General features: G+C 67.4%; 18 protein-coding genes. 8 read left to right on the top strand and 10 right to left on the bottom strand.

Annotated features, from left to right (window positions below):
• Positions 1–41: 41 nt before the first annotated feature.
• A complete protein-coding gene (locus tag R5O87_RS17970; protein ID WP_410557260.1) occupies positions 42–749 on the bottom strand; it encodes a FadR/GntR family transcriptional regulator in 708 nt (235 codons plus the stop codon).
• Between the two features lie 107 nt (positions 750–856).
• On the opposite strand from R5O87_RS17970, the gene R5O87_RS17965 reads away from it, so the two are divergent.
• A complete protein-coding gene (locus R5O87_RS17965; protein WP_410557259.1) occupies positions 857–2,197 on the top strand; it encodes an alpha-hydroxy acid oxidase in 1,341 nt (446 codons plus the stop codon).
• Between the two features lie 79 nt (positions 2,198–2,276).
• Here R5O87_RS17965 and R5O87_RS17960 read toward each other — a convergent pair whose 3' ends face one another.
• Both R5O87_RS17960 and R5O87_RS17955 read right to left on the bottom strand, forming a co-directional pair.
• The gene (locus R5O87_RS17960; protein WP_462836329.1) at positions 2,277–2,939 is read right to left on the bottom strand and encodes an ArsR/SmtB family transcription factor; all 663 of its coding nucleotides are present in this window, start codon (positions 2,937–2,939) and stop codon (positions 2,277–2,279) included.
• Between the two features lie 70 nt (positions 2,940–3,009).
• Entirely contained in the window at positions 3,010–4,221 is a 1,212-nt protein-coding gene (locus R5O87_RS17955) for an acetoin utilization protein AcuC (RefSeq protein WP_410557257.1), read from the bottom strand.
• 105 nt (positions 4,222–4,326) lie between these two features.
• Here R5O87_RS17955 and R5O87_RS17950 point away from each other — a divergent pair, with 105 nt between their 5' ends.
• Both R5O87_RS17950 and R5O87_RS17945 read left to right on the top strand, forming a co-directional pair.
• Positions 4,327–5,760, top strand: coding sequence for a TrkH family potassium uptake protein (locus R5O87_RS17950; RefSeq protein ID WP_387104573.1), 1,434 nt, complete (start codon positions 4,327–4,329; stop codon positions 5,758–5,760).
• Positions 5,753–6,439: a potassium channel family protein gene (locus R5O87_RS17945; protein WP_003797805.1), complete on the top strand. Its 687-nt coding sequence runs from the start codon at positions 5,753–5,755 to the stop codon at positions 6,437–6,439. The genes R5O87_RS17950 and R5O87_RS17945 overlap by 8 nt, the downstream gene beginning before the upstream one ends.
• A 235-nt stretch (positions 6,440–6,674) precedes the next feature.
• Here the strand turns inward: R5O87_RS17945 and proC are convergent, their stop codons facing one another.
• The 5 genes from proC to R5O87_RS17920 all read right to left on the bottom strand — a co-directional run bounded on the left by proC (position 6,675) and on the right by R5O87_RS17920 (position 13,201).
• Entirely contained in the window at positions 6,675–7,508 is an 834-nt protein-coding gene (proC, locus tag R5O87_RS17940; protein WP_410557256.1) for a pyrroline-5-carboxylate reductase, read from the bottom strand.
• 478 nt (positions 7,509–7,986) lie between these two features.
• A complete protein-coding gene (locus tag R5O87_RS17935) occupies positions 7,987–8,979 on the bottom strand; it encodes a Ppx/GppA phosphatase family protein (protein ID WP_410557255.1) in 993 nt (330 codons plus the stop codon).
• 84 nt (positions 8,980–9,063) lie between these two features.
• A complete protein-coding gene (locus R5O87_RS17930) occupies positions 9,064–9,513 on the bottom strand; it encodes an SseB family protein (RefSeq protein ID WP_410557254.1) in 450 nt (149 codons plus the stop codon).
• A 109-nt stretch (positions 9,514–9,622) separates the two neighbouring features.
• Entirely contained in the window at positions 9,623–12,346 is a 2,724-nt protein-coding gene (gene topA, locus R5O87_RS17925; RefSeq protein ID WP_410557253.1) for a type I DNA topoisomerase, read from the bottom strand.
• 174 nt (positions 12,347–12,520) lie between these two features.
• Entirely contained in the window at positions 12,521–13,201 is a 681-nt protein-coding gene (locus R5O87_RS17920) for an ArsR/SmtB family transcription factor (protein ID WP_410557251.1), read from the bottom strand.
• Between the two features lie 185 nt (positions 13,202–13,386).
• Here R5O87_RS17920 and R5O87_RS17915 point away from each other — a divergent pair, with 185 nt between their 5' ends.
• Positions 13,387–13,701 carry a hypothetical protein gene (locus tag R5O87_RS17915; protein WP_410557250.1) on the top strand — a complete coding sequence of 105 codons (315 nt, stop codon included), beginning with the start codon at positions 13,387–13,389 and terminating at the stop codon, positions 13,699–13,701.
• Positions 13,702–13,804: 103 nt separating this feature from the next.
• On the opposite strand, the gene R5O87_RS17910 is transcribed toward R5O87_RS17915, so the two are convergent.
• Positions 13,805–15,421 carry a DUF7059 domain-containing protein gene (locus tag R5O87_RS17910; RefSeq protein ID WP_410557249.1) on the bottom strand — a complete coding sequence of 539 codons (1,617 nt, stop codon included), beginning with the start codon at positions 15,419–15,421 and terminating at the stop codon, positions 13,805–13,807.
• Between the two features lie 125 nt (positions 15,422–15,546).
• On the opposite strand from R5O87_RS17910, the gene R5O87_RS17905 reads away from it, so the two are divergent.
• From R5O87_RS17905 to R5O87_RS17895, 3 genes are all read left to right on the top strand, one after another.
• Complete coding sequence (locus R5O87_RS17905; RefSeq protein WP_410557248.1) at positions 15,547–16,110, top strand: hypothetical protein; 564 nt, start codon at positions 15,547–15,549, stop codon at positions 16,108–16,110.
• 10 nt (positions 16,111–16,120) lie between these two features.
• Positions 16,121–16,564 carry a hypothetical protein gene (locus R5O87_RS17900; RefSeq protein ID WP_410557247.1) on the top strand — a complete coding sequence of 148 codons (444 nt, stop codon included), beginning with the start codon at positions 16,121–16,123 and terminating at the stop codon, positions 16,562–16,564.
• Between the two features lie 185 nt (positions 16,565–16,749).
• The gene (locus R5O87_RS17895) at positions 16,750–17,259 is read left to right on the top strand and encodes a hypothetical protein (protein ID WP_410557245.1); all 510 of its coding nucleotides are present in this window, start codon (positions 16,750–16,752) and stop codon (positions 17,257–17,259) included.
• 48 nt (positions 17,260–17,307) lie between these two features.
• Here the strand turns inward: R5O87_RS17895 and trhO are convergent, their stop codons facing one another.
• On the bottom strand, positions 17,308–18,204 hold the full coding sequence (gene trhO / locus R5O87_RS17890) for an oxygen-dependent tRNA uridine(34) hydroxylase TrhO (protein ID WP_410557244.1): 897 nt from the start codon (positions 18,202–18,204) through the stop codon (positions 17,308–17,310).
• A gap of 125 nt (positions 18,205–18,329) precedes the next feature.
• Between trhO and R5O87_RS17885 the strand changes: the two genes are divergently transcribed.
• Positions 18,330–19,022, top strand: a complete 693-nt coding sequence (locus tag R5O87_RS17885) for a GNAT family N-acetyltransferase (RefSeq protein WP_410557243.1) — start codon at positions 18,330–18,332, stop codon at positions 19,020–19,022.
• Positions 19,023–19,068: the final 46 nt, after the last annotated feature.

Raw genomic sequence — 19,068 nt, 5'->3', positions numbered from 1 at the left:
CGGCCATTATCTGGACAAAAACTCCAACCACGAGAGGTCAGCTACGGCCGGGCTTGGTCCGAATCCTTCGGGCCCAGCCCGGCTTCTTTGTAGTACCCCCGGATGTGGGCGGCAACGAGCTCGGCCGCCCGGCCGCCGTCGTCCTTCCGGATGGCCGCCAAAATTTCCCGGTGTTCCGCCCGGAGCCGGGACGCGGTGGCATCCCAGTCCGGCAGGTTTGCGGTCAGCTGCCCTGCGTAGCCCTGGATGGCCTCCCGCAGTGACCCCATCATGGCGCTGACCACGGCGTTGCCGGCCGCGTCCGCCAGGGCCAGGTGGAAGCGGACGTCCAGGGCGAGGAAGTCATCGACGGCGTGGCCCTCGTCCATGTCGTCGAGCAGGGCCCCGGCGAGGTTAAGTTCGGGGGCATCCGGCCTGGCGCGGGCGGCTGCCCAGGACTCGAGCAGCACGCGCGTTTCCACCACGTCCTCCACCGGCAGGTGCTGCGTGGCCACGTGCAGCCGCAGCGCGGAGCCGAGTGCCGCCGTCGGATCCGAGATCACCACCGTCCCCGCCTCGGGGCCGGAACCCACGCCCGCCCGGACCACGCCCATGGCCTCGAGGATGCGGATGGCCTCGCGGACGGAGGTGCGGGAGACGCCGAGCTGCTCGGCCAGGGTCCGCTCGGCGGGGAGCCGGCCTCCGACGGCGAGCTGGCCACCGGAGAGCTGGTCCTCGATCCACCGCAGGACAAGTTGGTGCGTACGCATGAGCCCATGGTACTTGATGTGGTTGGACCACATGCCCTAGAGTGTGGTTAGACCACAGCGGGGAGGCTCCAGTCCAGCATCTCCCGGCACGCCCAGGGAGGAAAGCCATGACCCACACCATCCAGCCGAGCAACCCCGAGACCGCCCCGGCCCCGGACGCGACGGACATTCCGGCCACGCAGCCCGCCACCGGCGTCGCCGCGGCAGCCGCGGCCGTTCCGGCCGCACTGAAGCGCCGCATCCCGAAGTACTCGGACCTCGCCCCGCTCATGCAGTTCAAGAAGCCCGAGTTCAGCAAGGAAGCCCGGCTCAAGCGCGCCAGCACCGTCTGGGAACTGCGCGACATCGCCAAGCGCCGCACCCCGCAGGCCCCCTTTGACTACACCGACGGCGCGGCGGAGTCCGAGATCACCCTGCGCCGCGCCCGCGAGGCGTTCCTGGACATCGAGTTCCGCCCCGGCATCCTGCGGAACGTGTCCAGCATCGACCTGAGCACCGACATCCTGGGCAAGTCCTCGCGGCTTCCCGTGGGCATCGCGCCCACCGGCTTCACCCGGATGATGCAGTCCGAGGGCGAATACGCCGGCTCGCAGGCCGCCGAGGCCGCCGGCATTCCCTACACGCTCTCCACCATGGGCACGGCCTCCATCGAGGACGTGGCCGCGGCGGCACCGAACGGCCGGAACTGGTTCCAGCTGTACCTGTGGACGGACCGGGACCGCTCCCTCGAACTTATCGAGCGGGCAGCGAATGCCGGGAACGACACCCTCATGGTTACCGTGGACACCGCCGTCGCCGGCGCGCGGCTGCGCGATGTCCGCAACGGCATGACCATCCCGCCGGCGCTCACGCTGAAGACCGTCCTGGATGCGTCCTACCGCCCGGCCTGGTGGTTCAACTTCCTCACCCACGAGCCGCTGACCTTCGCCTCGCTCTCGCGGTACACGGGCACGGTGGCCGACCTCATCAACTCGATGTTCGACCCCACCCTTACCTTCGAGGACCTGGACTGGCTGCGCGAAACCTGGAAGGGCAAGCTCGTGGTCAAGGGCATCCAGACCGTGGACGACGCCCGCAAGGTGGTGGACCACGGCGCCGACGGCATCGTGCTCTCCAACCACGGCGGCCGCCAGCTGGACCGCGCCCCGATCCCCTTCCACCTGCTCCCGGAGGTCTCCACGGCGCTCAAGGCGGACAACAGCAACGCCGCGATCATGCTGGACACGGGCATCATGAGCGGCGCGGACATCATCGCCGCCCTGGCCCTCGGCGCCGACTTCACGCTCATCGGCCGCGCCTACCTGTACGGGCTCATGGCCGGCGGCCGGGCCGGCGTCAACCGTGTGCTGCAGATCCTCGAAAAGGACATGGCCCGCACTATGGCGCTGCTGGGCGTCGGCAAGATCTCCGAGCTGACCCCGGACCACGTGCGGATCCTCGGCAAGTAGCCTCCCGGCCCAACCAGGTAGCAGTTGAGGGCGTTCTGAGCGTTCAGAACGCCCTCAGCTGCTACTTACTTGGGTGCGGTTACTTTTTGCGGCCGAACTTGGGCAGGTTCGCCAGCAGGTCCGCGGCCTTCGTCGCGGCGCGGCCCACGGTGCGGCCGATCTGCTGCGGGACGGTATCGTCCTGGCCGGCGCTGCCGGGCACCTGTCCGCCGGGAACCACGACGGCGGGACTCAGCTGGCCGCTCGCCGGCCGCCCGGGTGCATGGGTGGCGTCGTCCGCCGCGTTGCCGGTGTGCGCCGCAGCAGCCTGGGTACCCGCTGCGGCGAACGCGTCCGGCACGTCCGCGGCCTGGCCGGCCGCGGCCGGCCCGGGGATTCCGGTCTGGGTTGCAGCGGAAGCTGCGGCACGCGCAGTGCCAGCCTGGGCGTCCTCGGCCTGCTGGGGTGCGGCGTCCGGTGATGCTCCGGCGGAAGCCGCGCGTCCGACGTCGAACGTCTCCAGCCAGTTTGCGACGCCGGCAAGCGGCTTGGGATTGAGCGCGTAGTAGCGCTTCTGGCCCTGCGCGCGCATGCTGACCAGGTCTGCTTCGCGCAGCACCTTGAGGTGCTTGGAGATGGTGGGCTGGCTGGCGGCGAGCTCCTCGACCAGCTCCCCCACAGCTTTGTCCCCCGACTGGAGAGACACGAGAATGTCGCGCCGCGTTGCCTCAGCAATGACGGCAAATACGTCGTCTGTCACCATGAGACCCACCCTAGCGACATATACGCCGAATGGCATCTACTATTTCGCCGCTGGTTGGCCCCGTGAAGTACTAATCGAACCAGGGGTCCAGGCCGTACAGCGGGAAGACTTCCTTACGCGTGGCCATCACGGTCCGGTCGATGTCGTCGTTGGGATCGAAGCCCACCTCCCAGGAGCGCCACCAGACGTCGGCGTCGTCGCCCATGCTCTCGGGCGTGTCCACGCCGTAGCGCTCCTGCACATACGTCCGCCACGCCTCCGGCACGGGCGTGCGGAGCGGCACCGGACGGTTCGCGGCGATGCCGATCAGGTGGCTCCACGTGCGCGGCACCACACCCGTGATGTGGTACCCGCCGCCGCCGGTGGCGATCCAGCGGTCCCCGCAGTACCGGGCGGCCAGGTTGGCGACAGCGGTGGCGGCCTCGCGCTGGCCGTCCACGCTGACGTTGAGATGGGTCAGCGGATCGAGCCGGTGCGAGTCGCAGCCGTGCTGGCTGACGATGACCTCGGGCGCGAAGGCACCCACCAGCTGCGGAACCACGGCGTGGAAGGCCCGCAACCAGCCCGCGTCCCCCGTTCCCGCTGGCAGTGCCACATTCACCGCGCTGCCCTTGGCCTCGGGGCCGCCGATCTCGTTCGCGAAGCCGGTGCCGGGGAACAGCGACATGCCGGTCTCGTGCAGCGAAATGGTGAGCACTCGCGGATCGTCCCAGAAGATGCTCTGCGTCCCGTCCCCGTGGTGGGCGTCGACGTCGATATATGCCACCCGCTGCACGCCGCCGTCGAGCAGTTTCCGGACCGCCAAAGCGGCATCGTTGTAGACGCAAAAGCCGCTGGCGCGGTCCCGGGATGCGTGGTGCAGCCCGCCGCCGAAGTTCACGGCCCGGAGCGCGGAGCCGTCCAGGATGGAGCTCGCCGCGAGGAGGGAGCCACCGGCCAGGCGGGCCGCGGCCTCATGCATGCCGGCAAAGGCGGGATCGTCCTCGGTGCCCAGCCCGTAGGACCCGTCCGCGGCGGCGGGGTCCTCGCTGGCCTGGCGCACCGCAGCCACGAACTCGGGGCTGTGGACGGTGGTGAGCTCGCCGTCGTCGGCGACGTCCGGGGCGGACAGCGTGACGTGGGCAAGGTCAAGCAGGCCCAGGCTCCCGGCCAGCCGGGCGGTGAGGTCCAGCCGCTCGGGCGCCATGGGGTGGCCCGGGCCGAAGTTGTACGCCGTCATGGCGGCGTCCCACACCACCGTCGTTGGCAGTGCGGGGAGGCTGAGTCCGGGCTGGAATGTCATTACTGACAGGCTACCGGAGCCCGGTCTGCTCCCCGGCCCGGCCACGGCGCGGGGTTTAGTGGTTTACTACTGGAGGAAGCAGAGTCAATCGAGGAACAGCCGCACATGACCCAAAGCCAGTCGAGGTCCAAGAGCCCGGCCAGCTGGCAACCCGCAACGCCGGAGCGTGAGGGCCTGTGGATATTCACGGGCATCCGTGACTTCATCGATGACATTGCCAACACGTCGCCGGCCCGGCTTGCCCTGAGCGCCTTCGTGGTGGTCATCGTCCTCTTCACCGCCCTGCTGTCGCTGCCGGCGTCCTCGGCCACCGGCGACTTCACCCCGCTGCACCAGGCCCTCTTCACCGCCGTTTCGGCCGTCTGCGTCACGGGCCTGACCGTGGTGTCCACCGCCGTGCACTGGTCCTTCTTCGGGCAGCTGATCATTCTCGTCGGCATTTTCGTCGGCGGCCTCGGCACGCTGACACTGGCCTCGCTGCTGGCCCTCATGGTGAGCAAGAAGCTTGGGGTCAGGGGCAAGCTCATCGCCCAGGAAGCCATGAACAACGCGGGCAGGCTTGGTGAGGTGGGTACGCTGCTGCGGATCGTCATCACCACGTCCGTGGTCATCGAGGCTGCCCTGGCGATCGCCTTGATTCCGCGCTTCATGGTCCTCGGCGAGCCCTTCTGGCAGTCTGTCTGGCACGGCGTCTTCTACTCGATCTCGTCCTTCAACAACGCGGGTTTCACCCCGCACTCGGACGGCATCGTCCCATACGAAACAGACCTCTGGATCCTCATTCCGCTGATGCTCGGCGTCTTCCTAGGCAGCCTGGGCTTCCCCGTGGTCATGGTGCTGCAGCAAAACGGGCTGAACTGGAAAAAGTGGAACCTGCACACCAAGCTCACCATCCAGGTCTCGTTCATCCTGCTCGCGGCCGGCACCGTGCTGTGGGCGCTCATGGAGTGGGACAACACCCGCACCATCGGCTCCATGAGCCTCGGCGACAAGATCACGCACTCGCTCTTCGCCTCGGTCATGACGCGTTCGGGCGGCTTCAACCTGGTGGACCAGAACCAGATGGAGTCCACCACCAAACTGCTCACGGACGCCCTGATGTTCGCCGGCGGCGGCTCTGCCTCAACGGCAGGCGGCATCAAGGTCACCACCATCGCCGTCATGTTCCTGGCCATCATCGCCGAGGCCCGCGGCGACGCCGACGTCAAGGTCTACGGCCGCACCATCCCCGAGGGCACCATGCGCGTGGCCATCTCGGTGATCGTCGCCGGCGCCACCTGGGTGTCCGCATCCGCCTTCCTGCTCCTGCACATCAGCGGAGCCTCCCTGGACCGGGTGCTGTTCGAAACCATCTCGGCGTTCGCCACCGTCGGCCTCAGCACCAACCTCAGCGCCGAGCTGCCGCCGGAGGGCGTGTACGTGCTGGCCGTCCTGATGTTCGCCGGCCGCGTCGGCACCGTCACGCTGGCCGCCGGCCTGGCCCTGCGCCAGCGCAGCCAGCTGTACCACTACCCGGAAGAGAGGCCCATCATTGGCTAATTCCTCAGGCGCCCCCAACCGCCCCGCCCACAACGCACCCGTCCTGGTGATAGGGCTGGGCCGCTTCGGCTCCTCCACCGCCGAGCAGCTGGTGAAGCAGGGCCGCGAGGTGCTGGCCATCGAGCGCGACAGGTCCCTGGTCCAGAAGTGGTCCCCTGTCCTGACCCACGTGGTGGAGGCCGATGCCACCAACATCGACGCGCTGCGGCAGCTGGGCGCGCAGGAGTTCAGTTCAGCCGTGGTGGGCGTGGGCACGTCCATCGAGTCCTCGGTGCTGATCACCGTGAACCTGGTGGACCTTGGCATCGAGCACCTGTGGGTCAAGGCCATCACGCCGTCCCACGGCAAGATCCTGACCCGCATCGGCGCCAACCACGTCATCTACCCCGAGGCCGACGCCGGCGTCCGCGCCGCGCACCTGGTCTCCGGGCGCATGCTGGACTTCATCGAGTTCGACGACGACTTCGCCATCGTCAAGATGTATCCGCCGCGTGAAACAGTCGGTTTCACGCTGGACGAGTCCAAGGTGCGTTCCAAGTACGGCGTGACCATCGTGGGCGTGAAATCCCCGGGCGAGGACTTCACCTACGCCCGGCCCGAGACCAAGGTGTCCGCCCGCGACATGCTGATCGTCTCCGGCCACGTGGACCTGCTGGAACGGTTCGCCGCCCGGCCGTAACGGGTCAGTAAAGCCCCACGACGGCGTGACCCGCCGTCGTCCGTAACGCACCGCCCGCCGTCGTACCTAACGCACCGCCCGCCGTCGTACCTAACGCACCGCCCGCCGTCGGAAGTTTTTGTCCAGATATCGGCCTCTAAAGGGGCTTTAACCCGCGGTATCTGGACAAAAACTCCGATGCGCCGGTGGGAAGGTGGTGTGGCGGCGGGCGCACGCCCCCAGGGTTCCCTGGGGGTTAGCCGAGCTGCTTGGTGATCTCGGCGGCGCGGTCGGCGGCAGCGCGTGCGCCCGCGGCGATGATGGCCGGCATGCCGCGGTCATCGAACGTGGCGATGGCGCGCTCGGTGGTCCCGTTGGGGCTCGTCACCGCTTTGCGCAGCGCGGACGGTTCGGCGCCGGGCTCTGCCAGCATGAGGCCGGCTCCGGCCACGGTTTCGCGCGCCAGCAGGAGCGCCAGCTCCTCGTCCAGGCCGAGTTCGACGCCGGCGGCGGCCATGGCCTCGGCCAAATAGAACGCATAGGCGGGACCGGAACCGCTGATGGCACTGAGGGCATCCACCTGCTCCTCGGGGATTTCGACGACGGTCCCCACCGCGCCGAGAATGTCTTTCGCCCGCTGGAGCTGCTCCGGCGAGCAGTTGGTGCCGGCAGACACCGAGACGACTCCGCGGCCCAGCTTCGCCGGGGTGTTGGGCATCGTCCGGATCACCGGCTGGCCCGCGGGCAGGGCAGCTTCGAGTTGGGCGATGGAAACGGCCGCAGCAACGCTGATGACGATCGTATCCGGGGCAAGTGAGCCGCTGACTTCCCGGGCCAGCTCGGCGATGCCGACGGGCTTAACGCCGAGAATCACGATGCCAGCACCCTTCGCCGCCTGCTTGTTGTTGTCGGGTTCTTCGCTGCCCGCGATGGCCGTGATGCCGGCGTGCCGTTCGGCCAGCTCCGCAGCCCGCTCCGCGCGGCGCACGGTGGCCACGATCTCCATGGGGTCCGTGCCGCCTTCCAGCAGGCCGCCCAGGATGGCCTCGTTCATTGATCCACAGCCAAGGAATGCGATTCGGTTGCTCATTGCTCCATCATTGCAGTTCAGCGCTCCGGATGCAGACCGTTGCCATTCACAGGAAGCTCACATGTTGGTCGAAGCATTCACACACCTTCGGCGCCTAACTTAGGTATTACCTCATTGAGGGTGCGAGTGATGAAGCAAGCATGGGGATGCTTGTCAGGCACCGACGGTCTGCAGCGGTTTTGCCCATTTTTCTGCAGCAGGCCGTCGGTGTCATTCTTTTTAAACGCCCATCGCGGCTGCAGAAAGATTCCCAGCCTGTATTCAGGTAAATCCCCCAGAACACCCAAACTTCCTCGCTAGAGTCGTAGACGCCTCACAGGTGCGAGTGATGGAGCCGGTCCTTCGGGACCGGCAGGGCGCCGGTCGGTTGCAGAAGTGTTCCCCCCAGCTTCTTCTGCGTAACCGGCCGGCGCTACTCGTTTAAGACGACGGGCCGCAGTTAAGAAGGCTGCCCAAAAGCGCGGCCTTGGAGGGCAGCCTACAGGGCGGGCAGCGCCGAGACCTGCGGGACGCCCACATGCGGTGCAGGTTCCAGCGGGCCGTCAAAGACCAGCTGGTCGAGCCGCCGGAGGATGAGGCCCTCGCGCAGCGCCCACGGGCAGATCTTGATCTTCTTGTACTCAAAGAGCTCCAGCGCCGCTTCAGCCACCAGTGCACCGGCGAGGAGCTGGTTGGCCCGGGCTTCGGAGACGCCCGGCAGGTGCAGCCGGTCCTCGGACTTCATGGCGGAAATCCGCTGGGCCCAGAGGCCAAGGTCCGTGCGGTTGAGGTCGCGCTTCACGTACGGTCCGGCGGCACTGGGGGCTGCCCCGGCGATGCGTGCCAAGGAGCGGAAGGTCTTGGAGGTGCCGGCCACCACGTTCGCCCTGCCCACCTCGTTGAAGCTGCGGACCACCGGTTTGAGGGTGGTCCGGATGTACCGGCGGAGTTCCTTGACGCTCTTCGCGGACGGCGGATCCTCGTGCAGCCAGTCCCGGGTCAGCCTGCTCGCGCCCAGGGGCACGGAGGTTGCCAGTTCCGGCAGCTCATCCTGCCCCAGCGCCATTTCGAAGGAACCGCCGCCGATGTCGAAGTTCAGCACGGTGCCGGCGCCCCAGCCGTACCAGCGGCGGACGGCGAAGAACGTCATGGACGCTTCCTCGCTGCCGGTGAGCTCCTGCAGGGTCACGGTGGTTTCGTGCTTCACCCGTGCCAGCACCGCGGGCCCGTTGGTGGCCTCGCGGATGGCCGAGGTACAGAAGGCCAGCAGGTCGTCGGCCTTGTGCCGCGCCGCGAACTCCCAGGCCTCGAGCACGAACTCCGTGAGCTCGTGCTGGCCGGCGTCGGTGATGTTGCCGTCCGCGTCGAGGTACTGCACCAGCGAGAGGGGGCGCTTGTGCGAGGCGAAAGGCACAGGCCGTGCGCCGGGGTGGGCATCCACCAGCAGGAGGTGGACAGTGTTTGAACCGATGTCGAGGACGCCTAGCCGCATCCTGCCATTATTCCCCCCGCCGGCGCAGCGGACGCAACCAGTCGCTTACATTGCGGGCTTTGGTTTGCGGAGGCCGCCCGGGGTTTACTCGCCTTCGAGGCCGGCGGGGTTGGGGTCCACTTCATCGGCGCGTTTGAAGTCGCGCTTGATGTTGGCGATGCCCTCGGGGTTGATCTCGAAACCGTAGGCAGCGCCGGGGTTGATGACCATTCCCAGCTCATCGCCGATGTTGGCGATGATCGCCGCGCCCTGGGTGCCCAACACGTTCGGGGCGGCCTCCAGGTACTGCGCGTCCACCCGGCTGGGGTGGGAGAACACGGCAAGGACCGGCTGGCCGTCGGCGTTGCCCAGCACCAGCGGCTCAACGTTTGAGTCCTCGCCCTCGAGCGCGTCGGAACTGATGATGTAGACCTCGTTGTTGAGGAACGACAGGATGACGTCCACCGGATCGGCGTCCGGCTCGCCGCCCCGGGCCAGCTTCTCCTCAAGGTCGTTCAGCGGCGTGATGTCTGCGGGTTCCGGCTGTTCAGTCATGCATCTACTCGACCACGTCGCAGGGCACGACGCAATTCCATGACCTTGCTGAAGCGTCGGTTGAGCCTGCCGAAACCAGGCCGGTTTCGGCAGGCCCAACCGGCGGGCGCTACTTCTTCGCAGCAGCCTTCTTGGCCGGGGCCTTGCGCGTGGTGGTGCGCTTGACCGGGCCCTTGGCCCGCTTTTCGGCGAGAAGCTCGACGGCGCGTTCCCGGGTCAGCTCCTCCAGCGAGGTGCTGCGGGGCACGGTGATGTTGGTGATGCCGTCGGTGATGTACGGACCGAAGCGGCCCTCCTTCACCACGATGTTCTTCTCCGACACCGGGTCCGGACCGAATTCGGCCAGCGGCGGCACCGCGGCGCGGGCACCGCGCTGCTTGGGCTGGGAGTAGATCTCCAGCGCCTGCTCCAGCGTGATGGTGAAGATTTCCTCTTCCGAGCCGATGGACCGCGAGTCCGTGCCCTTCTTCAGGTACGGGCCGAAGCGGCCGTTCTGCACTGTGATCGGGTTGCCCTCGGCATCCTCACCGAGGACGCGGGGCAGGCTCATGAGCTGCAGCGCCTCGTCCAGGGTGACAGATTCCACGGTCATGGACTTGAACAGCGAACCGGTGCGCGGCTTGGCCTTGACCGGCTTCTTCGGCGGCTTGGGCTTGCCGTTCTTGTAGTACTCCACCGGCAGGTTGGCCAGCTGCTCCTCGGTCATCTCCGGGATGACCTCGGTGACGTAGGCGCCGTACCGGCCGTTCTTGGCAACAACAGTGTGTCCGGTGTGCGGATCGACGCCGAGGACACGTTCCTCCGGAGCCGCGGTTTCCATGAGCTCCACGGCCTTCGCGGCGGTGAGCTCATCCGGGGCCAGGTCCTCCGGGACGTTGGCGCGGGCGGACTCCACCACTTCGCCGGTCTTCGGATCCACCGTGGGCAGCGAGCTCTCCAGGTACGGACCGAACTTGCCGACACGCAGCGTGATGCCGTCCGCGATGGGCACGGAGTTGATCTCGCGGGCATCGATCTCGCCCAGGTTGTTCACGATGCTCAGCAGGCCGGGATCGGCGTCTTCACCGTAGTAGAAGTGCTTGAGCCAGGCGGCCCCCACGGCCTGGCCGTTGGCGATCTTGTCCAGGTCGCCTTCCATGTCGGCCGTGAACTCGTAGTCCACATAGTCCGTGAAATGCTGCTCGAGGAGCCGCACCACGGAGAAGGCGATCCAGCTCGGCACCAGGGCCGAGCCCTGCTTCCGCACATAACCGCGGTCCTGGATGGTGGAGATCGTGGACGCGTAGGTGGACGGGCGGCCGATGCCCTTCTTTTCCAGCTCGGCGGTCAGCGAAGCTTCCGTGTAGCGCGGCGGCGGCGAAGTCTCGTGTCCGACGGCGATGATCTCGGAAGCTGTCAGCCCGTCACCCTTGGCGACGTTCGGCAGGCGGCGGCCCTCGTCGGAGTCGTCGTCGCCGCGGCTTTCGTCCTTGCCTTCCTCGTAGGCGGCCAGGAAGCCTGGAAACGTGATGACCGTGCCGGAAGCTGAGAACTCGGCGTCGCGGCCGTCGGAGGCCACCGCGCCCAGGCGGATGGTGGCGGTGGAGCCCTTGGCGTCGCCCATCTGCGAGGCGACGGTGCGCTTCCAGATGAGTTCGTACAGCCGGAATTCGTCGCCGCTGAGCTGCTGGGCAACCTGCGCCGGGGTGCGGAAGGAGTCACCGGCGGGACGGATGGCCTCGTGGGCCTCCTGCGCGTTGGCGGCCTTGCTGGTGTAGACGCGGGGCGACTGCGGAACGTACTCGGGGCCGTACAGCTCGGCAGCCTGGCGGCGGGCAGCCGTGACGGCCTCGTCGCTCAGTGCCGAGGAGTCAGTACGCATATAGGTGATGTAGCCGTTTTCATACAGCCGCTGGGCGATCTGCATGGTGCTCTTGGACGAGAACCGCAGCTTGCGGCCGGCCTCCTGCTGCAGCGTGGAGGTGGTGAAGGGCGCTGCCGGGCGGCGGGTGTACGGCTTGGTGTCCACCGAGCGGACGCGGAAGTCAGCGTCCTGCAAGGCAGATGCCAGCGAGGTGGCGAGTTCCTCGTTAAGGTGCGCGACGTTGCGCGAGGTGAGTTCGCCGTCGTCGTTAAAGTCCCGGCCGGTGGCGACCTTGGCGCCGTCAACGGCGGCGAGCTTGGCCTTGAACGAACCGGCGTCGGCACCGAACTGGCCGGTCAGGTCCCAATAGGACGCAGCCTTGAACGCCATGCGCTCCCGCTCGCGGTCCACCACCATGCGCGTGACCACGGACTGCACACGGCCGGCGGACAGGCCGCGCGCCACCTTGCGCCACAGCACCGGGGAAATCTCGTAGCCGTAGAGGCGGTCCAGGATGCGCCGAGTCTCCTGGGCGTCCACCAGGGCGGCATCGACGTCGCGCAGGTTGTCCATGGCACGGTGGATGGCTTCCTTGGTGATTTCGCCGAAGGTCATCCGGTACACGGGGACCTTGGGCTTCAGGACCTCCAGGAGGTGCCACGCGATGGCTTCGCCCTCGCGGTCCCCATCGGTCGCGAGATAGAGCGCGTCGGCGTCTTTGAGCTGGGCCTTGAGCTCGGCCACCTTTTTCTTCTTGTCCGGGGAGACGACGTAGTAGGGCTTGAAGTCGTTTTCGACGTCGACGGCGAACTTGCCCAGGGAGGTCTTCTTCAGGTCCGCGGGGAGCTCGGACGGCTGCGGCAGGTCGCGGATGTGACCGATGGAGGCCTCGACAATGAAGCCCTCGCCCAGGTACTTGGCGATGGTCTTGCTCTTGGCCGGAGACTCCACGATCACGAGTTTCTTGCCGGTTTTGGCCTTGCTTGGCACAGCGCTCCTACAGAAAAAGGTTGCTCGGGCAGATCAGCCCATATTGGCCTAGTTCACCATATTTTGCAGAATTCTGCGCTGTCATGTGGAAAACGGTGGCCCCCGTCACGGCCGGGACTGCCGGCCGCCCGGCGGGGTCCCCGCGCGCCGGAACAGGCCCGCCACCGGCGCCGGTCAGGTGCCCTCGCGGCCGCCCGGGGCGCCGGGCAGGGTGCGGTCGTCCGGAATCATGGACCACATGGTGGCGATCCGCTCGGCACCCGGCGGAATGCGGCTGGGATCCTCAAGTTCGTAATCCCGGAGCAGGTCAAAAACCCTTTCCGTCAGTTCGCTGCGCTGCTCGGCCGTCAGGTAGAGGAGGTTGCTGGCGAGCAGGACCGCCGACGCCGGCTCCCCGGACTCACCGCGTTGGCGCTGTTCGTCCCGAGCCCGGGCGTAGGCGCTGGCGCGGCGGCGGAACGCATCCAGTTCGAGGTCGATCACCGCAAAGTCCGGGCCCGCCACCGCCCCGCCCGAATTGATCGCAAAGTCGGTGCCCGCGGCCTTCCAGCGGCGTTCGCGGGCGTCGGCCGACGCTTCGGCCGGGACCACGATGCCCCACTTCTGCAGTGCCCGCAGGTGGTAGCTCATCGCGCTCGGGGTGAGCCCGGTCTGCTGGGCCAGTTCTGTTGCCGTGCGGCTGGACTGCGTGGAGTACAGCTCGGAGATGACCTCGAGGCGGGCGGCGTGCGCCAGGGCCCGGATCGCCTTGGGGTCGGTGATTTCCACCTTCTTTTCCGGCCGGTTTTTCCGGCGCGGCGCGGCGTCCGCCGGCGGGTTTTCCGCCGGTCCCGCAGACGGCCTGTCAGTACTCACTCCTTCAGTCTACGCAGCCTCAGGAGGCTCTGAAAGAAATGCTTGATATCCAAACTTCCCGGCCTGCCGGCTTGCCCCGGAAATACTAAGCATGCTTTGCTTACATGCGTAAACAGACCTCCCGCAAGCAGTTCGCGGCGGGGCCGCCAGTGTTGGCAGCCCCGTGAGAAGCCCAAAGGACCGCCATGATTACCCTCGACGAAGACGCATTGTTGACTGCGGGCCGGCCCGCCCTTGAAGACAGGGGCGCGGGCCAGGACGCCGGCACGGCCACCGACGGCTCCCTGCCGGCGGCAACCGGCACCCCGCGGCACTGCCGGCGGCCGATGAAGCGCCTCGATCAGGAGTTCTCCCTGGAAATGGCCATCCGGGTGGACGGCCAGCGCCTGATCCGCTCCGTCAAGGCCGTGGGTGCAGCTGACGCCGTGACCTACCGCTGCATGTGCGGCTTCACCATGGACGTCCCCGCTCCCGGGATGGACCGCGCCCTGGTTAACTGACGGACCTGCCGCGCGCCCCTCTGCCCGCGCGAACGTACAGTTGTGGCCCCGGGTCCGCTGCGATTTGGGGCCACAACTGTACGTTCGCGCTGTGGTCGGGCTGTCAGTCCTTGTCGGCCGGGAGCAGGAATCCGTCCCGGACCAGATTGGTCACCTCGGTGAGCAGACCGGCCCGGAAGGCGTCGCCGTCGAACTCCTCCGTCCCGCCGAGCAGCGCCTCAAGGGCGCCGATGATCTGACCGGCGGTCAGGTCGCCGTCGCACGCGGAAACAAAGCCCGCCAGTTCGGTGCTGAGCAGGTTGGTGCGGCGGAGGCCGGCTCCCTGGCGCAGCAGGATGACGCCGGGATGTTCTGCGCCGGGGCGCTGGTGGCGCTCCTCGGTGACGTCCTCGGCAACGAGCAGGTGGGCCGCGGACACGTCGTGGTCCGCCAACCAGTCGGCCCTTTCGACCGCTGCCCCCAGATGCGGCCCGACCGGCTGTTCGATCGGGTAGGTGATCTCCTCGAAGCGGTGGATCCGCCGCGCACCGGCTGGCCGGCGCAGGAAGATCATGCCGAAGCCGATCCCCGCGACATTCCGCGACGCGAAGTCCGCCAGATACGCGGCGTAGGCCTCCTGGTAGTGCCGGCGGTCCCGGCTTTCGGAGGCATCCTGCAGCCAGGTCTCGGCGTACTGCTCGGGACCCACCTGTTCGCGCTGGATGAACCACGCGTCCGTGGCCGGACCGGCCCAGCTTTGCGGCCGCTCATCCCAGTCCGAGCCCGCCGGGATTTCCCAGTTGCCCAAAAGCTGGGCTGTTCCGCCCGGGGCAAGCACATCAGGCAGGGAGCGGATGAGCGTCGCGACGATGTCGTCGCCCGGCAGGCCGCCGTCGCGGTAGGTGAACTGGTCGGCCGGCGCTTCGCCCGCGGTGCGCGGCGTGATGACGAAAGGCGGATTGGACACGACGAGGTCAAAAGCCTCGCCGGCAACGGGCTCGAGGAGTGATCCGAGGCGCAGGCTCACGCGCTCGTCCGGCCGGGCCGGATCGATGTCCAGGGCCCGGGCATTGAGCAGGAGGTTGAAGCGCGTGAAGGCGAGGGCGCGCTCGGAGATGTCAGTGGCGGTGACGTGGCCGCTGTGCTGCAGCAGATGGAAGGTCTGGATGCCGCAGCCGGTGCCCAGGTCCAGCGCCCTTCCGGCCGGCCGGCGGATGGTGGACTGGACCAGGGTGGTGGACGCCTGCCCGATGCCCAGGACGTGGTCGTGCCTGAGGACGCCGGGCCGCTGGTGCGCGGCGAGGTCGCTGGCTACCCAGATTTCAGCGCCGCCGTCGCCCGAGTCCCAGCCGTAGGGGCGCAGGTCCGCTTCGGCGGCCACCTCGGTGCCCGCGGCTTTCGCCAGCCCCAGCGCCACGAGGCCTTCGGCGCGGGTCCGCGGCAGCGCGCCGTCGAGCACCGCCGTTTCCTGCGGAACGGCAAGGAGCCAGAAACGCACGACGGCGGCCAGGGCCGCGGTGCGCGGCTCGCCGGCGGCTGCTGCTTCCGTCGCGATCAGTGCCGGGATGAGCTGGTCCCGGCTGAGGGCAGCGTACGCCGGGTCCCCCAGCAGGTCCGCCACGCCCTCGAGGGTGTAGCCCACCTCGCGGAGGTCCGCGGCCAGTGCCTGCAGGAGATCGGGCAGGTCGCTGCGCGGTGCGTCGGGAGTGTTGCCGGCGGTGAAGTGCGTTGGTTCGGTCACCGGCCAAGTCTATTTCCCTCTGTTTGCGGGGCACGCCTGCGTGCCTGTCCCTGCCCTCCCCTTGCGACTGGGATACCGGGGTGTGGTGACTGATTATTGTCGGCAGCTGAAGCTACAGTGGGGCCATGCTCGGAACCCAGGCAGTGGCGGCCGATCCCGATTGGCTGCGGTACGCGGCGGCATTCGCGCCGCTGCTGGCTGCTGTCATTGCCGCCTGGATCGCGTGGCGTGCGCTCGCCCAGCGGCGCGAGGCGGACCGGCGGGACCAGTGGTGGAAGCGGACCCAGTGGGCCATAGACCTCGCCATGGACCGCGACTTCAGCAGGGCCGTCGTTGGCCTGGTGGCACTGAAGCACCTTGCAGCCAGCGATCTGTGCACCGAGGAGGACTACGAGATGCTGGACAAGATCGGCGGCGCCAAGATCGATGCCCTGACCCTGTCCGAGGAAAGTGCCCGGCGGGAGGCCGCGGAACCACAGCCCCCGCCGCACGAAACTGCGGCGCCGCCCCGCGCCGCGGCACGGGCCACGGTCATTGCCGTGACCCTGGAGTCCCGGGGCGAACGGGTTGTGGCGAACTCCGCGGGCATGGCCAAAGTCCTGGTCGAGGCAGACAGACTTGTCTCTTTTGTGGCCTCGCGGCGGAGCGGGAGGAGGGGAACGGCATCCGGCGGCAGCTCAAACGGGTAAGTTTGAAGTCATGCCTGACCGTTCACCCCTGTTTTCCCGTGCCCTCGGCGGGGCGGCCGCATCCGCCGCCGTACTGCTGGCGACGGCCGCCTGCTCCCCCGTGGTGTCCGTCGAAAATGCCGATGTTCCGCAGTGGCGGGCCACCGCCCTGCCCTCTGACAGTCAGGCAGTGCTGGAGGATTCCGGCAAGATCCTCAACCGGAACAGGATCGTCCAGGAGGCAGCCAGCGTCCCGGCGGGCGACTACACGCTCACGATCACCTGCGACGGCGGCGGCAAGGCGTTCTTCGCCGTGACGCTCGCCGGCAAGGAACTCACGGAAGCCGGAGCAGCCTGCAACGGCAGCCGCGAAACCGCGAAAATCACCGTGCCGAAGACCGGGCGGATGGAGATCAGTGCCTCCAGCGTGGACGCGCCGCTCCTGTATGCCTACCACCTGGTTCCCGCGGGTTAATCCGGGGCCCGTTAGCCACGACACCGAATGGTCCCGGCAGCTCCGGGAGCGCGCTGGGAATTTTTCCTCGGGGCCGATTCCCATCTGAACCGGCTCTATACCGGCGCCGTCGGGAGGCTTAAAGTCGGGGTATGCCCGCGGTGCGGATGGCCTCCGCGCATCGTTTCTTGGGGCGGGCGCAACGCATGCATTGGATGCGGGCGCCGGCAGCCGCCGTCGTGCTTTTCTTTGTGCTGGTGGCAGCCGTCCTGGGCGGCTGCGAATACACGTATGACGACGGCCGGGGCGAACTTCCGGATGCCGCCCCGGTGGTGACGGATCCCGTGTTGCCGCGTGATCCGCTGGAGAACGTGCCCGTGTCGGGTCAGGAGCTCACCGAATGGGCGAAGGAAGTCCTGCCCGACGCCGAGGGACAGGTCTTCCACACCAGCTACGGCAGCGTTGGCCGGGGCCGCAGCAAGACCGAATCCACCAAGCAGCTGCCGGGCGGCACGTACTCCCTCACCCTCGCATGCCGGAGTGAGCGGCGGGTCTCATTCACCGTCCGCGACGCCGAGTTCGCCCTGGTGGACCTGAGTCTCCGGTGCGGCACGTCGCGCGTCAATGTGGTGCACCTGTCCGAGGACTCCGTGCTTCGGGTGACGGTGGAGGCGCGCGCGGACGCCAATTTCGCCTATCGGATCAGCCGGATCTGACGCTGTAGCTCCGGCGGGTCCAGCCTGGCTCAGGCGGCGCAGCCGGGCTCAGGCGGCGGCGCAGCCTTCCGGGCAGCGGAGGGTGTCAGGGTTGGCTGCGCACCCGGCGCAGTACAGGGTGAGCGTGCGGCAGCTGGGGTTGGAGCAGTTCTCGAACTTGCTCGTGGGCGCCTGGCAGCGGACGCACTCGCCGATGGTCTTGGCGTCCTCGCTGAATTCGAGGTGCATGCGCTTGTCGAAGACGTACAGGGAGCCTTCCCAGAGGCCCTGGTCCTTGAACTTTTCGCCGTAGCGCACGATGCCGCCGTCCAGCTGGTAAACCTCTTTGAAGCCGCGGTTCACCATGAGGCTTGACAGCACCTCGCAGCGGATGCCGCCGGTGCAGTAGGTGACGACGGGCTGGTCCTTGAGGTGGTCGTACTTGCCGGAGTCGAGTTCGGTGATGAAGTCGTGGGTGGTGGCGACGTCGGGGACGACGGCGTCCTTGAACTTGCCGATCTGTGCTTCGAACGCGTTGCGGCCGTCGAAGAATACGACGTCCTGGCCGCCGGCCTTCTTCGCGTCGACGAGTTCGTGGAGTTCCTCCGGCTTCAGATGCGTTCCGCCTCCCACGACGCCGTTATCGTCCACCTTCAGCTCGCCGGGTGCACCGAAGGACACAATCTCATCGCGGACCTTGACGCTCAGGCGGGGAAAGTCCTCCGCCCCGCCGTCGGACCACTTGACGTCGATGCCGTGGAAGCCCTTGTATTCACGGGTGGTTTTCACGTACTGCTTGACGGCCCCGATCTCCCCGCCGACGGTGGCGTTAATGCCGTCCTTGGAGATGAGGATCCGTCCGGTCAGGCCGAGCTTTTCGCACAGGGCACGCTGCCATAGCCGGACGGCGTCCGGGTCTGTGATGGGGGTAAAGCCGTAAAAGAGTACGATTCGGTTCAAAGCCACATATTTAAGGGTACTTGGTGGCCGCCCGGGGCCGGATTCGGACCGGGCAAGAGCCTCCTATCACAATTGCATAAGCAAGCGCCAAAGCCCTGTTGCTTATGACAGCGCTGGAATACGCTCGACACATGACGCCAGAAGCCATGGTTGGAGACATCACTCATCTGCTTGAAGTCTGGGTAGCCGGTTGGGCTGGTTGCCGGGGCTATGAGACTCGCACCGAGGGACGGTTCCCCGCTGCCCTGCGTGCGGACACCACCGGGGACTGGGAATACTTCGCCTCCGATCCAACGGACGCCGAGTTCGCAGACCTGGCGGCAAAGACGGCTGAAGCCCCCAAGCGGGTCCTGACCATCCTGACCAATGATGTGGGGCGCTACAAGCTCCTGGCTGAGCAGCACCACCTCAACGCCACATCGGCGTCCCAGACCATGATGGTCGTGGATATGGAAACGCAGGACTCTGAGGACCCGTGGCTCTCGGACGACGACCTGTCCCTGAAAACGTGGGAATCCGGCGGCGTCCACTTTGCCGAAGTACGCTCGGGGGAAACGCTGGCGGTGAGCGGCCGAGTGGTGGTCATCAACGGCACCGCGGTCTTCGACAAGATCGTCACCGAACCGTCCTTCCAGCGCCGGGGTCTGGGCAGTTTCATAATGAAGGCGCTGGCGGCGCAAGCGTTCTCGCACGACGTGGAGGACGGACTGCTGCTGGCGTCCCTGGACGGGCAAAAACTGTATTCGCATCTGGGCTGGTCATCGGTGTGCCACGTGCTGATGCTCTCCGCTTCGGATGAGGGGTCCGACCTCTCCGTGGTCTGACCCGCCCCACGCATACGCGCTCCCCCGGTTCCGTCCTGGCGATTTT

The sequence above is a fragment of the Arthrobacter globiformis genome (assembly GCF_046536215.2).
Classification (GTDB): Bacteria; Actinomycetota; Actinomycetes; order Actinomycetales; family Micrococcaceae; genus Arthrobacter; species Arthrobacter globiformis_E.
This window is presented reverse-complemented; position numbering and strand designations above follow the sequence as displayed.

What these genes read in the sequence shown, in the direction of transcription:
- R5O87_RS17905 (WP_410557248.1), top strand. Translation starts at nt 15,547, where the DNA reads ATGCTCGGAACCCAGGCAGTGGCGGCCGATCCCGATTGGCTGCGGTAC.
- R5O87_RS17960 (WP_462836329.1), bottom strand. Translation starts at nt 2,939, where the DNA reads ATGGTGACAGACGACGTATTTGCCGTCATTGCTGAGGCAACGCGGCGC.
- R5O87_RS17915 (WP_410557250.1), top strand. Translation starts at nt 13,387, where the DNA reads ATGATTACCCTCGACGAAGACGCATTGTTGACTGCGGGCCGGCCCGCC.
- proC (WP_410557256.1), bottom strand. Translation starts at nt 7,508, where the DNA reads ATGAGCAACCGAATCGCATTCCTTGGCTGTGGATCAATGAACGAGGCC.
- R5O87_RS17955 (WP_410557257.1), bottom strand. Translation starts at nt 4,221, where the DNA reads ATGACATTCCAGCCCGGACTCAGCCTCCCCGCACTGCCAACGACGGTG.
- R5O87_RS17895 (WP_410557245.1), top strand. Translation starts at nt 16,750, where the DNA reads ATGCATTGGATGCGGGCGCCGGCAGCCGCCGTCGTGCTTTTCTTTGTG.
- R5O87_RS17965 (WP_410557259.1), top strand. Translation starts at nt 857, where the DNA reads ATGACCCACACCATCCAGCCGAGCAACCCCGAGACCGCCCCGGCCCCG.
- R5O87_RS17935 (WP_410557255.1), bottom strand. Translation starts at nt 8,979, where the DNA reads ATGCGGCTAGGCGTCCTCGACATCGGTTCAAACACTGTCCACCTCCTG.
- R5O87_RS17900 (WP_410557247.1), top strand. Translation starts at nt 16,121, where the DNA reads ATGCCTGACCGTTCACCCCTGTTTTCCCGTGCCCTCGGCGGGGCGGCC.
- R5O87_RS17950 (WP_387104573.1), top strand. Translation starts at nt 4,327, where the DNA reads ATGACCCAAAGCCAGTCGAGGTCCAAGAGCCCGGCCAGCTGGCAACCC.
- R5O87_RS17930 (WP_410557254.1), bottom strand. Translation starts at nt 9,513, where the DNA reads ATGACTGAACAGCCGGAACCCGCAGACATCACGCCGCTGAACGACCTT.
- R5O87_RS17885 (WP_410557243.1), top strand. Translation starts at nt 18,330, where the DNA reads ATGACGCCAGAAGCCATGGTTGGAGACATCACTCATCTGCTTGAAGTC.
- R5O87_RS17970 (WP_410557260.1), bottom strand. Translation starts at nt 749, where the DNA reads ATGCGTACGCACCAACTTGTCCTGCGGTGGATCGAGGACCAGCTCTCC.